This window comes from Nisaea sp. (assembly GCF_965216895.1).
Classification (GTDB): Bacteria; Pseudomonadota; Alphaproteobacteria; order Thalassobaculales; family Thalassobaculaceae; genus Nisaea.
This window is the reverse complement of sequence record NZ_OZ244205.1, coordinates 1,343,358-1,355,829: the sequence shown is the minus strand read 5'-3', so window position 1 is coordinate 1,355,829 and position 12,472 is coordinate 1,343,358. Positions and strand designations below refer to the sequence as shown.

Here is a 12,472-nt window from a genome sequence, read left to right as displayed (position 1 = left end):
ACAGAATGATCCGGTCTATGAAGCATTTCATCACTGCCTCGGTACTGGCATTGGCGGTTGCGGCCTGCGGTACCACTGTCACCCAGGCGCCAACCGGTGTGACCGGACAATCTAAAGCCCAGGTCCTGGCGTTCGCCGGAAAGCGGGGACCGGTCCTGCTGCAAGTTTCCGGAGAGCCGTTCCGGGAGGGACGGCGGGAGACGGCCTTGGCGTCGGCCGAGATCCTGTCTGATGTCTTCAAGGAAGTGCCGCGCGGCTTTACGGCAAGCCCGAGCGAAGCGGGTGCGCCACAATTCCGCTTCCGCCTCGCATTCGATCCGGTCAGCTCGAGCAATCCCGAGCGAATCTGTTCCGCCGATGCGTCCAATCCGCTCAGTTACGACCGCAGAGCGCCGCGCCAGACCCTGTTCATGGTGTTCTGCCGACAGAATGTTCCGATCGCAGCTGTGACCGCCTTGTCGGAACGGATGGACTCCCTGCAGGACCCGAGATACCGCGATCTGCTGCTGCAGAGCGCGCGGCAGATGTTCCAGGCAGACCCGAACGATACCGGCAGTCTCGGCATTCTCACCTTCGAGCCGGAGCCGCGAATCAAACTGAACCCGCTCGAAGGCATTTTCTGAGGTGAGGGCAGCGCGTCGTTCTATCGCGATTGCGTATCCGCTGGCGCCGCACATATGATTTCATAGTCCGGCGCCCGCCGGAGGCCAATTTCGGGAGAGTTAGCGTGCAGAAATTTCTTGGAATGCGGGCCGCTATCTTGAGTGCGTTCATGTCGGCAGGTCTGCTCGCCGGATGTGTGACCACGCAGACCGGTTATTCGCAGCTCGACAACGAGGGAAAGCGGGAATATCTCGCCCATGTGGCGTCGGAGACTCCGGTTTACCTGAGAGTGGCCAATTCGCCCCTGCCGGGTGGAGACGCAGCAGCCTCGGGTGCGGCAGCGCGGTACGCCACCGGGGCAATTCTCGGTTCGACCGCGGCCTTCACCGCCAATTCCGCCGAGGCGAAACATCCGGACTATTATGTCGTCATGGCGGTGAATCTGCCGAAATCCGTACCGACCACTGCAGTCTGTGAAGACAAGCAAATTCCTAAATCAGGTCCTGCGGACGCGGGCGGATTCAAGCTGACGGCAGGCTTCTGCACCGGCGGACAGACACTCAGCAGTTCGACGGCGCGCGGCCCGTCGCCGACCGATGTCGATGACGAGGCCTTCCGCAAGCTTGTGCGAGGGGCGATACAGGAGCTTTTTCCGATCGAACGCGAACGGGATCCGAACGAACGCGGCGGTGTGCTCAGGATCGGCATGGTCCAATTCTGATCCGGCCGCTTGAACGCGCCCGCACACCTCCGATTTTCAAGACATTCGGGAAGGACGTTTTCTGGAGGATGGTGAGATGGGACATGTGTTGGGCGAAACCGGGGCAGTCGGGCTGAAGCTGGGAGCTGGTCTCGGGCTTGCCGTGCTGCTTGCTGGTTGCGTTACCGTTATTCGCGGCGACGGGAGGGTGGAGGGATCTGCGAAGCGAGAGCTGCTGCAATATGCAGCAAGCCATGGTCCGGTTTTGCTGGAGCTGAAGGGGGACAGGCCCGGCCTGCCGAAGATCACCGCCCGAGCGGCCGAGATCGCGAGTGGCGCCCTTCAGGATATGGATATCGATTTCACCGGCGAGCCTGCCAGCGCTGGCCTCCCGCAATACCGTTTCGTACTCGCCTTCAACCCGGCGGCCGGTGTCCGCGAGGCCGATCTGTGTAGTTCCGGCCCGGCCTGGGTCGAAAAGCAGGCGGAGGAGACGCGCCTCATGACCGCCTTCTGCGACGAGGGTGAACTGCTCGCGAGTTCCATCGCCACCGGCCCGGCCCTCACCGGGGTCGAGGATCCGGCCGCTGAACAGCTGGTGCTCGCCGGGGTCTCCGAAACGATCCGCGGCCGGGCGACCTTCGGAAGCAACAAGCCCTGATTTCAGAAGCGGTCCATCGCCATCGCCATTACGCTCTCGCCGGCTTCGGTGATCTGCGTCAGCAGTGAGGGCGCCTGGCTCAGGTGATAATCGGCAAAGAAGCGTGCAGTGGTCAGCTTGGCTTCGATGAAGCCGGTATCGCCGTTGGCATTCGGCTTTTGCGCCGCTGCCGCGCTGACGCCCCGGGCGAGCAGCCAGCCGGCGCAGAGCAGTCCCATCAGGTTCTGGAACGGCACGCCGGCGGAGGCTGCGGTGCCCGGATCCCTGGCGAAGGTCGCGACCAGCCATTTGACTCCGTCTTCCGCGGCGGCAAGCGCCGTGTCCATGTGCTTCACCAGCGACCGTGCTGCGATCTCGTTGTTCTTGCGCAGCGGCTCCAGGTCAGCGCGGATATCGGCAAAGAGTTCCGCAGCGGCTTCTCCACCGTCGCGCGCAACCTTGCGGCCGATCAGGTCCATCGCCTGCACGCCGTTGGTGCCTTCGTAGATCGTGGTGATTCGGGCATCGCGGTAGTGCTGGGCGGCGCCGGTCTCCTCGATGAAGCCCATGCCGCCATGGATCTGGATATTGGTGGAGGTGACGGCTAGGCCGGTATCGGTGCACCAGGACTTCACGACCGGAATGAGCAGGTCCACCCGGCGCTGCGCTCTCGCGGCCGCTTCGGGGTCGGCTTCGCGGTTCGCCCGGTCGATCTCAGCGGCAGTGTAGTAGCAAAGCGCCCGCATGCCCTCGATCTGACTCTTCATGCCGAGCAGCATGCGGCGCACGTCCGGATGCTGGATGATCGCCACCGGACCGTCGCTGCCCTGGATGGCGCGGCTCTGCACCCGGTCGCGCGCAAAGGCAACGGCCTGCTGGTAGGCCCGTTCGGCGATCGCGAGCCCCTGCAGTCCGACCGCGAGGCGGGCATTGTTCATCATCACGAACATGTACTCGATACCGCGGTTCTCCTCGCCGACGAGATAGGCGACTGCGCCGCCATTGTCGCCATAAGACATGACGCAGGTCGGCGAGCCGTGGATGCCGAGCTTGTGCTCCAGCGAGACCGGGCGGACATCGTTGTGCGCGCCGAGCGAACCGTCATCGTTGACGAGGTATTTCGGCACGATGAAGAGCGACAGGCCCTTGCTGCCCGGAGGTCCGTCGGGCGAGCGGGCGAGCACCATGTGGACGATATTGTCCGTCATGTCGTGGTCGCCCCAGGTGATGTAGATCTTCTGGCCCTTGAGCAGGTAGTGGTCGCCGCTCCGCTCCGAGCGGGTGCGGATCGCACCGAGATCGGTGCCGGATTGCGGCTCCGTCAGGTTCATTGTCCCGGTCCATTCGCCGGAAATCAGCTTGTGCAGATAGGTTGCCTTCTGCTCGGGGCTCGCATGTTTGCTGAGCGCCTCGATTCCGGCCTGCGTGAGAAGCGGGCAGAGGGTAAAGGCGAGGTTCGAGGCGTTCCACATTTCCCAGACCGCGGTGGTCAGCGCGATCGGCAGGTTCTGGCCGCCATACTCCTCTTCGAACGGCATGGCATTCCAGCCACCCTGCCAGAACTGGGCATATGCATCGGCGAAACCCGGTGCCGGACGGACAACGCCGTTCTCGAGCCGGGCTTTTTCCCTGTCGCCGACCGGGTTCAGCGGTGCCAGAACATCGCGTGACAGCTTCCCGGCTTCTTCCAGGACCTGGTCCATGATCTCGTCGTCGGAGCCGCTGAAGCCGGGCAGGGCGGCGATCCGGTCGAAGCCGACGATGTCACGCAGCGTGAAACGCATTTCGTCGATGGGGGCGGAATAGACAGTCATCGGTTTCCTCTCGCCTGGCCGTCCGGATTGCAGGTTTCGGACGCCTTGATTGCTTGCCGCAGTCTAATCTGTGACGTGGACGTTGCAATTCAAATAGGAACGTTGTGGGGCGGGAAAAAGTGACCGCGAAACGAGGCTCGGGGCCCGCTCGCTCAGACCACCTTGCCGGGGTTCATGATCCCTTTCGGATCGATCGCGGCTTTGATCGTGCGCATGAGGTCTAGCGCGACCGGGTCCTTGTAGTGCGCCAGTTCCTCCCGCTTCAGACGGCCGATGCCGTGTTCGGCACTGATCGAGCCGCCGAAAGAGACGACGACGTCGTGGACGGCGCGGTTATAGGCGTCCCAGTTCTCGACGAAGGCCTTGGTGTCGCCGCCTTCCGGCTCCTGCACATTGTAGTGCAGGTTGCCGTCACCCATATGGCCGAACGCAACGATGCGCGCTTCCGGGCTGACCTTGTAGACCGCCTCCGCGGCGGCCTTGTAGAAGGCCGGCACGCTTGCGACCGGGACCGAAACGTCGTGCTTGATCGAGGCACCCTCGATCTTCTGGGATTCCGAGGCGTTCTCGCGCAGCTTCCAGATTTCCTGCCTCTGGTGCTCGTTCTGGGCGAGCGCCGCATCCAGGATCAGGCCGTCTTCCATCGCCTGGCCGAGGATGCCCTCGAAGCGTTGCTCGATCCCGTCGTCGTTGTCCCGCGTCGTGACCAGTTCGATCAGCGTGTACATGTCGTAGCGGGTCTCGAGCGGGTCCTCGCAGTCCGGCATGTGCTTCAGCACCAGATCGATCACCAGCCGGGGGATCAGCTCGAAGGTCTCGACGCTGTCGCCGCTCTCGGCCCGCGCCCTCTGCAGCAGCTCCAGCGCCGCGTCGATGTCGCGGACGGCGCAGAAAGCGGTGCGGATGTCGCGCGGTTTCGGGAACAGCTTCAGTACCGCCGCGGTGATCACGCCGAGCGTGCCTTCCGAGCCGATGAAGAGATCCTTCAGGTCGTAGCCGGTATTGTCCTTGCGCAGGCTGCCGAGCCCGTTCCAGATCCGGCCGTCCGGCAGCACGACCTCAAGGCCGAGCGTCAGTTCGCGCGCATTGCCGTAGCGCAACACGTTGGTCCCGCCGGCATTGGTGCCGAGATTGCCGCCGATCATGCAGCTGCCTTCGGCGGCGAGGCTGAGCGGGAAGTAGCGGTCGGCCTTCGAGGCTTCTTCCTGCAAGGTCTGAAGAACGCAGCCGGCCTCGACCGTCATGGTGTGGTTCAGCGGATCGATCGAACGCACCCGGTTCATGCGGGCCAGCGACAGGACGATCTCGTTGCCGGTCTCGAAGGGCACCGACGCGCCGCAAAGGCTGGTATTGCCGCCCTGGGGCACGACGGGGATGCCGGCCTCGTGACAGAGCTTCAGGACGCCTGAGACTTCCTCGGTCGTTGCCGGCTTGGCCACCAACATGGCGCGGCCGTGATAGATGCCGCGATCCTCGACCAGGTTGCCTTCCATGTCGGCCGGATTGTCGATCCAGCCTTTCGGGCCCAGAAGCTCCTTCATCCGCGCGATGGCGGCGGACTCTGCGGCGCTCGGAACATAGGGCGCATCGGAAAGGGCCGTTGTGCGCGGGGCGGACATGGGCGGGGTCTCCAGATCGGCTTGAGCAGCGAACAAGGCGGCAATATTAGTGAGGGATGCGGGAACGACAACCCGCTCCTCTGCGAAGGCACCTATGCGCGCGGCGCAGCGGCACGGCGCAGACGGTCGTTGATGGCGATGCCGAGGCCGGTTTCGGGGATCGGCGCGACGGCGATCCCGGTCGCGCCCGGCCGATCGAGGCGGCGCAGCAGGGCGAAAAGGCAGGATGCCGCCTCCGTCAGGTCGCCGCATGCGCTGAGGCTCTCGGAGCCCTCGGGGCCGGCGATATCACCGAAACCCAGGAAGAGTTCACCGGCTTCCGGCGCGGTCGCGTCGAGGCGCACGGGCAGCGCGGGCGCATAGTGGCTTTCCAACATGCCGGGCGCCGCGATCTTCGCGCCGTTCCCGGCAAAGCCGACCGGGCCGATCAGCGGCTCCAGCATCTCCGGGGTAACGGCACCCGGACGGAGGATCGCCGGAACCTCGCCGGAGAGGTCGAGCACGGTCGATTCGAGGCCGACCGCGCAGGGACCGCCGTCGAGAATGATGGAAACGCGGCCCTCCAGGCCGTCCAGTACATGCTCCGCCGTTGTCGGGCTGACCCGGCCCGACCGATTGGCACTCGGCGCCGCGATGGGGAGACCGGCGGCGGCGAGAAGTGCTGAGGCGAGCGGATGTTCCGGGACCCGCAGCGCGACGGTGTCGAGCCCGGCGCTTGCGAGCAGGGAGATCCTGCAATCGCTCCGGCGCGGCACGACGAGCGTCATCGGGCCCGGCCAGAAGGCCTTGGCCACGGACCGGGCCCTTGCGTCGAACACCCCGTGTTCAAAGGCGGATTCCGGATCGGGCAGGTGCGAAATCAGCGGATTGAAGCTCGGCCGCGCCTTGGCCTCGAAGATCCTGGCGACGGCCCGGTCGTCGGTCGCGTCGCCGCCGAGGCCGTAGACGGTCTCGGTCGGAAAAGCGACGAGCTCGCCCCGTGCGAGGGCGGCGGCGGCCTCACGGATGGCGGTGTCGGACGGTTTCAGGATCCGGGTCTCGGTCATGGCTGCCGCTTATCGGCCGAGTGGCGGGCGGGGTCAAGCGGCAGGCGTGTGTTGCGGCGCACAAAATTGATGATAACGTGAACGGGAAGTCGCAGTCGTGATGCAGCCGGGGAGCGCCGCCATGACGGGAACCATCATAACCATCGCACAGCAGAAGGGTGGAGCCGGCAAGACCACGCTCGCCGCCCAGCTCGCCGTCGCACTGGCCCATTCGGGCAAGAGCGTCGCCGCGATCGACATCGACCCGCAGATGAGCCTCGCCACCTGGTTCCGGATGCGCACTTCCCTGAACGGCGAGATCGCCTACAGGGGCAAGGGAGCGCTCGAGATCATCCAGATCACCGGCTGGCGCGCCGCCGCGGAGATCGAGAAGCAGGCGAAGCTGCATGATGTCGTGATCGTCGACTCACCGCCGCATGCCGAAACCGAGGCGAAGATCGCGGTGCGCAATGCCCACATCGTCCTGATCCCCGTGCAGCCGAGCCCGATGGATGTCTGGGCGACGAAGCCGACCGTCGATATGGCCGCCGCGGAGAGGACACCGGTCCTGCTGGTGCTGAACCGGGTGCCGCCGCGCGCGAAGCTGACCGAACGGATGACGGCTGCGGTCAAGGAACTGGAGGTTCCCGTCGCGAAGGTCAGCATCGGCAACCGGGTGGCGCTCGCCAGCAGCATGGCGGACGGGCTCGGCGTGGTCGAGGCGGCGAAGCGCAGCGTCGCGGCGCAGGAGATCACCGCGCTCACGAAGGCCGCGCTGAAGGCGGCCGGTTAGGATCGGTTTCCTCAGGCGCCGGGGCCCTTGGCGATGAACATGCCGTTGAGGAATCGCTCGCTGGCCTTGCCGTACCGGAACGGCGTGCCGTCAAAAGCGGTCATGCTGCCGCCGGCGGCCATCAGAACAGCTTGCCCTGCGGCGGTGTCCCATTCAGAGGTCGGGCCGACGCGCGGATAAAGATCGGCTTCACCGCGGGCGACAAGGCAGAATTTCAGTGCCGAGCCGCGGGAGATCTCCTCCGCCGGACTCAGCTTGGCGAGATACTCCTCCAGCTCCGGCGAACGGTGGGAGCGGCTTGCAACCACGGTCAGCTTCTTCGGGTCGGCCTGGCGCGCGGCGATCTTTTTCCGCTTGCCGTCCGCATCCTCGTCGAACGCGCCGTCCCCGACGAGTCCGGCGGAGGCGAGGCCGGTCACGGGGGTGAGAACGACGCCGAGCACTGGCTCGAAATCTTCCAGCAGCGCGATGTTCACAGTGAAGTCGCCGTTGCGCTTGATGAATTCCTTGGTCCCGTCGAGCGGGTCGACCAGCCAGTAGGTCCCTCCCGAGATGTCCGGATTGGCGCCGGCGGCGAAGCCTTCCTCGGAGATGATCGGGACATCCGGCGTCAGCGCCTTCAGGGCCGCGACGATCAGCTTGTCCGCGGCGCGGTCGGCTGCGGTCACCGGCGAGCCGTCCGCCTTGTCGTCGACCGCGATCTCGCCGTCGTAGTATTTCAGGATCAGCGACGAGGCCTCGCGGGCAACCAGGATGATCTCGTTCAGAAGCGACTTTTTGTCCATGACCGGTCCGGGAGAGAGTTGATGACGCGTGCAGCCGGATCGTAGGCTCGGCGCACGGGCGGTCCCCTGAATACTGGAAACGGGCGGGTTTGAACAGGTATGTGCGGGCGCTACAGCATCACCACGGCGCCGGAAGCGATCCGGCGGCTCTTCGCGGTTTCGGACATGATCAATCTGGAGCCACGCTACAACATGGCGCCGATGCAGCGGGCGCCGGTGATCCGGGAGCGCGACGGCGCGCGCCATATGGACATGCTGCGCTGGGGGCTGGTGCCGTCCTGGGCGTCGGACGAGAGCCGCGCCGCCTCGCTGATCAATGCCCGGTCCGAGACGGTGGCGGAGAAACCCGCGTTCCGCGATGCCTACCAGAAGCGCCGCTGCCTGGTGCCGGCGGACGGATTCTACGAATGGCGCAAGCTCGGCCGCGAGAAGCAACCCTACCGGGTGTCGCTCGCGGGCGACCGGCCTTTTGCCTTCGCCGGGCTCTGGGAGCGCTGGAGCAAGGCTGCGGAGCCCGTCGAGACCTTCACCCTGCTGACCGTGGAGGCGGACCCGCGGATCGCGCATATCCATCACAGGATGCCGGTGATGCTGGCGGAGGACGCAGCGTTCGAGGCCTGGCTCGTCGGAGAGCCGCCGGCGCGTGCTTCCATTCTGAGAGCCTATAACGGCGAGGATCTGATCTTTGCACCGGTATCGCGCCGGGTCGGCAATGTCCGCAATGACGATGCCGCCCTGCTGGAACCGGTTCCCGAGCCGGAAGCTCCTGTTGCGTCTGATGCGGCGCCACCGGCACCGCGCCAGGGCTCACTCTTCTAGAGCGCTCACTGCCGCGGGCAGCGGTTCAGGATCTGGATCGAATTGCCGCTCGGCATGAAGCCGCCGGTGCCCGTAGAGCCCGCCATCTGGATATCGTTCGGTCCGAGCTTTTGCAGGTGTTCGACCAGCGTCGGCGTCCGTCTCAGATAATACTGAAAATCGTCTTCCAGGGTCTCGGTGATCTCGACGGTTTCCGCCGAGGTCTGTCCGTCGCGCGTGACGGTATAGCCGTTATCGGTGAAGACCACGTAGTTCTCGGCGCAATTGTCCGGCGACCAGCGCCCGACCAGCGTCGGAGCAATGCCGCGATAGGTCACAACGTTGCCGGTCGTCAGCGGCATCACGACGGGTTCATCCTGCGGTGTGCTCATCCCGGTGTCGCGGGCGGCGGAGGCGTGCGGAAACATCCGCGCGTATTCGCCGAGTCCGGCTCTGTCGGCGAGCGAGAGGATCGCCGGATGCTGCAGGTAGAGCAGCACCGAGGCAGCTATGCCGCCGATCAGGAGCAGGACCAGAAGCATCAGGACGAGGGCCTTTACGGGAGAGCGCCGCTTCGGCATCGGCTTGTGGAACACGGGCGGAAGCTCGTCATACGCTTCCGGCGCTGCGTCCGCCCCGTCCCGCGAGGCCCAGGGGAGTCCGTCCCGGGTTTCGGTGTCGGTCTCTGCAGGTTCGGCTTCCGTCTCGTAACGCGATTCCTGGATCTCGTCTTCTTCAGCCGACGCGGTACCGAACCCGTCAACCGCATCGTCGTCGAAACCGGCTCCGCCCTCGTCGCGTTCGTCCTCGTCATATTCGTCGTCAGCGGCGCCGGGCAGGTCGACCGCAGTCTGATCGAGATAGAACAGTTGCGCATATTGCCATTCGCCGGTCGCATCGTCGTGGTACGCGCCGACCAGTCGGACCTCGGCGCCGCGATCGTTCGCGATCTCGCGCAGGAGGCCGGATTTCAGGACGGAATAGGCACGGGCCTGTTCGAGGGTTTCCCAATGCCCGCCGCGGGCTGTGGCGGGGCGGGACTGGAGGAAATAATGCGCGTATCGCTTCATGACGGGGTGATGATACCTAGCCTACCAGGACTTGTCTTCCGCAAGAAACGCGGTCATGTCGGCCGCACTCAGCGGCTTCGAGAAAAGGAACCCTTGCGCGTAGTGGCAGTCAAGCGCGCGCAGTTGCCCGAGTTGGTCCGGGGTCTCGACGCCTTCGGCAATAACATCCAGACGCAGGTTCTGGCCCAGCATCGTGATCGTGCGGACGATTTCCAGGTTCTGGTAATTGCTGGACATGTCCTGGATGAAGGACTTGTCGATCTTCAGCGTGTCGATCGGGAAGGTGTGAAGATAGGAGAGGGAGGAATAGCCGGTCCCGAAATCGTCGACACAGATCTTGATGTTCGCGGCCTTCAGCCGATCCAGCATTTCCGTCGACCGGTCGACATCCTCCATCAGGGTGCTTTCGGTGATTTCGATCTTCAGCAGATGGGCCGGCAGCCCGACCCCTTCGAGGCAGTCGATGATCCCGGAAACCGCATCCGGCCGGGCGAACTGCCGGCCTGAAAGATTGACGCTGATCTCCAGCTCGTCGCTTGTCGCGCGCGCCGTGTTCCACTCGGTGATCTGCCGCGCCGCGGTACGGAGGACCCACTGGCTGAGGGGAAAGATCGAACCGGTCTCCTCGGCAACCGGGATGAACTCGATCGGCGAGATCTCGCCGCGCTCGGCATGGAACCAGCGGAGCAAGGCTTCAAAACCCGCAATCTTGCCTCGCCGGATATTGATGATCGGCTGGTAGTGCAGCCGCATCTCGTCGCGCTCCAGCGCGCGCCGGAGATCGGAATCGAGGTCGAGCGGCGTTACCGGCCAGACCCGCATTTCACTGTCGAAGGCAATGCTTTGCGCCTTGCCGCGCTCCTTTGCCCGGTACATCGCGAGTTCGGCATCGCGCAGAATGTCTTCCGGACGCTCGTAACCCTGATCCGAGTGCGCCACGCCGAGCGATGCGGAAACGAAGATCTCCTTGCCGCCGAGGCGGAACGGGGAGGCGAGGGACTGGTGCAGACTCTCGGACAGCCGGGTCGCTTCGTCCTTGCTCTCGATCTCCTCGAGGAGAATCGCGAATTCATCGCCGCCGAGCCGCGCGACGGTATCGCTTTCGCGCAGCGCATTCTCGAAGCGCCGCGCGGTGGCGACGATAAGATCGTCGCCATGCACATGGCCGAGGCTCTCGTTCACGATCTTGAAGCGGTCGAGATCGAGGAAAGCGACAGCGAAACGGGTATCGGGCTCACGCCGGAGCCGCGCCAGGGCTTTGCGGACGAGATCGAGGAAAAGCGTGCGGTTCGGCAGCCCGGTGAGCGCGTCGTGTAGCGCGTCGTGCACCAGCTGCTGCTCCGCCCGCTTGCGGCCGGTGATATCGGTCTGGCTCCCGGCGAAGCGATGCGCCCCGCCGTCCTCGCCGCGCACCGCGAGGCCGCGCGTCAGCATCCAGAGATATGTACCGTCGGCATGACGTACGCGGAACTCGCATTCGAAATGAGGCAAGGTCCCGGCCAGGTGCGCATCGATCTGCTTGGTCACGCGGGCGACGTCGTCCGGATGAATCCGGCTGAACCACTCGGCCGGGTTGTCGCTCACGTCTTCCTGGGCGAGGCCGAGCATTTCGCGCCAGCGTGGCGAGAGATAGATCTTTTCCCGTCGCAGGTCCCAGTCCCAAAGTCCGTCGTTCGACCCGGCGGCTGAAAGCGCATAGCGCTCCTCGCTCTCCGCGAGGCCCTGGCGCGCGGTCTCGGTCAGTGTCACGTCTGTCACTGCCATGATCACGTCGCCGTTGACCATCGGCGTGAAGGTGTATTCGAGGATGCGGCCCGATGCGAGTTTGTGATTGCTGATCATCGACCGCTCCAGGCGGAGATACTCGATCGCTTCGTTGAGAACGATCTCGCGGTCACGCTCCACGAAATCGCCGCGTGCGAGCATGAAGTCGACCAGCTCGGAAACGGGCGTGCCCACCCGAATAAGGTGTTCCGGAAACTCGAACAGTTCGAGCAGCCGGGCGTTCCAAACCCGGAGCGTCATCCGCATGTCGAATACCGCGATCGCCTGGTCCATACTGTCCAGCGTGGCTCGCAGGAGCATGGTCTGGTCCTCGGCGTGCTTGCGCTGGGCCTTTGCCTCCGTGATGTCGCGGTGAAGGCTCAGCAGGCCGCCGCCGGCCGTGCGGAATTCGGTGATTTCAATCCAACGGTCGCTGCGGTCGTGGATCAGGACCGGTGCGCCCGGGTCCCGATGCCGCGATAGGCGCCGTTCGAGCCATGTCTCCGCGCATTCGGTCGCGGGATCGGTCACCCAGCGGTCGAGAACCGCATCGGCGGAGATGATTTCCTCCAGCGTCCTGCCTGCGATCGCGTTCGGATCGAGTTCGGTGTAGAGATCCAGGAAATGCCGGTTCCACGACGTGAGGCGGCCATTCCGGTCATAATGGCAGAGACCGACTTCAAGCTGTTCGAGTGCGTTGAGCAACTCGGTCGGGTCGTTGTGGAGAGTCGACAGCGCGGTCATTCCGGAGGCTTCGCTTCGCTGCCCGGTCTGGCCCATGCGGCGAGACTCCATCGGGCTCTTGGGTGTCAATCCGGCTCTCCGTCCCGCCATTGTACTCGTTGATGATACCGTCAATTG

At 64.8% G+C, this 12,472-nt stretch carries 11 protein-coding genes; 5 read left to right on the top strand and 6 right to left on the bottom strand.

The window, feature by feature from the left end; translation table 11 throughout:
* Window positions 1-5 precede the first annotated feature (5 nt).
* From ACOOE1_RS06530 to ACOOE1_RS06520, 3 genes are all read left to right on the top strand, one after another.
* Complete coding sequence (locus ACOOE1_RS06530) at window positions 6-623, top strand: hypothetical protein (RefSeq protein ID WP_420405529.1); 618 nt, start codon at window positions 6-8, stop codon at window positions 621-623.
* Window positions 624-772: 149 nt separating this feature from the next.
* The gene (locus ACOOE1_RS06525; RefSeq protein WP_420405528.1) at window positions 773-1,324 is read left to right on the top strand and encodes a hypothetical protein; all 552 of its coding nucleotides are present in this window, start codon (window positions 773-775) and stop codon (window positions 1,322-1,324) included.
* Between the two features lie 76 nt (window positions 1,325-1,400).
* Window positions 1,401-1,964: a hypothetical protein gene (locus ACOOE1_RS06520; protein WP_420405527.1), complete on the top strand. Its 564-nt coding sequence runs from the start codon at window positions 1,401-1,403 to the stop codon at window positions 1,962-1,964.
* Between the two features lie 2 nt (window positions 1,965-1,966).
* Here ACOOE1_RS06520 and ACOOE1_RS06515 read toward each other — a convergent pair whose 3' ends face one another.
* The 3 genes from ACOOE1_RS06515 to ACOOE1_RS06505 all read right to left on the bottom strand — a co-directional run bounded on the left by ACOOE1_RS06515 (window position 1,967) and on the right by ACOOE1_RS06505 (window position 6,422).
* Window positions 1,967-3,757: an acyl-CoA dehydrogenase gene (locus ACOOE1_RS06515; RefSeq protein WP_420405526.1), complete on the bottom strand. Its 1,791-nt coding sequence runs from the start codon at window positions 3,755-3,757 to the stop codon at window positions 1,967-1,969.
* A gap of 152 nt (window positions 3,758-3,909) precedes the next feature.
* Window positions 3,910-5,376, bottom strand: a complete 1,467-nt coding sequence (locus ACOOE1_RS06510; protein WP_420405525.1) for an FAD-binding oxidoreductase — start codon at window positions 5,374-5,376, stop codon at window positions 3,910-3,912.
* 92 nt (window positions 5,377-5,468) lie between these two features.
* Window positions 5,469-6,422 carry an L-threonylcarbamoyladenylate synthase gene (locus ACOOE1_RS06505; protein WP_420405524.1) on the bottom strand — a complete coding sequence of 318 codons (954 nt, stop codon included), beginning with the start codon at window positions 6,420-6,422 and terminating at the stop codon, window positions 5,469-5,471.
* 121 nt (window positions 6,423-6,543) lie between these two features.
* Here ACOOE1_RS06505 and parA point away from each other — a divergent pair, with 121 nt between their 5' ends.
* Entirely contained in the window at window positions 6,544-7,194 is a 651-nt protein-coding gene (gene parA, locus ACOOE1_RS06500) for a ParA family partition ATPase (protein WP_420405523.1), read from the top strand.
* An 11-nt stretch (window positions 7,195-7,205) separates the two neighbouring features.
* On the opposite strand, the gene cysQ is transcribed toward parA, so the two are convergent.
* Window positions 7,206-7,979 carry a 3'(2'),5'-bisphosphate nucleotidase CysQ gene (gene cysQ, locus ACOOE1_RS06495; RefSeq protein ID WP_420405522.1) on the bottom strand — a complete coding sequence of 258 codons (774 nt, stop codon included), beginning with the start codon at window positions 7,977-7,979 and terminating at the stop codon, window positions 7,206-7,208.
* Window positions 7,980-8,078: 99 nt separating this feature from the next.
* Here cysQ and ACOOE1_RS06490 point away from each other — a divergent pair, with 99 nt between their 5' ends.
* Window positions 8,079-8,798 (top strand): SOS response-associated peptidase, encoded by a 720-nt coding sequence (locus ACOOE1_RS06490; RefSeq protein ID WP_420405521.1) that lies wholly within the window; start codon window positions 8,079-8,081, stop codon window positions 8,796-8,798.
* A gap of 5 nt (window positions 8,799-8,803) precedes the next feature.
* On the opposite strand, the gene ACOOE1_RS06485 is transcribed toward ACOOE1_RS06490, so the two are convergent.
* Window positions 8,804-9,847, bottom strand: a complete 1,044-nt coding sequence (locus ACOOE1_RS06485) for a hypothetical protein (protein WP_420405520.1) — start codon at window positions 9,845-9,847, stop codon at window positions 8,804-8,806.
* Between the two features lie 21 nt (window positions 9,848-9,868).
* Window positions 9,869-12,424 (bottom strand): EAL domain-containing protein, encoded by a 2,556-nt coding sequence (locus tag ACOOE1_RS06480; protein WP_420405519.1) that lies wholly within the window; start codon window positions 12,422-12,424, stop codon window positions 9,869-9,871.
* Between the last annotated feature and the right edge of the window lie 48 nt (window positions 12,425-12,472).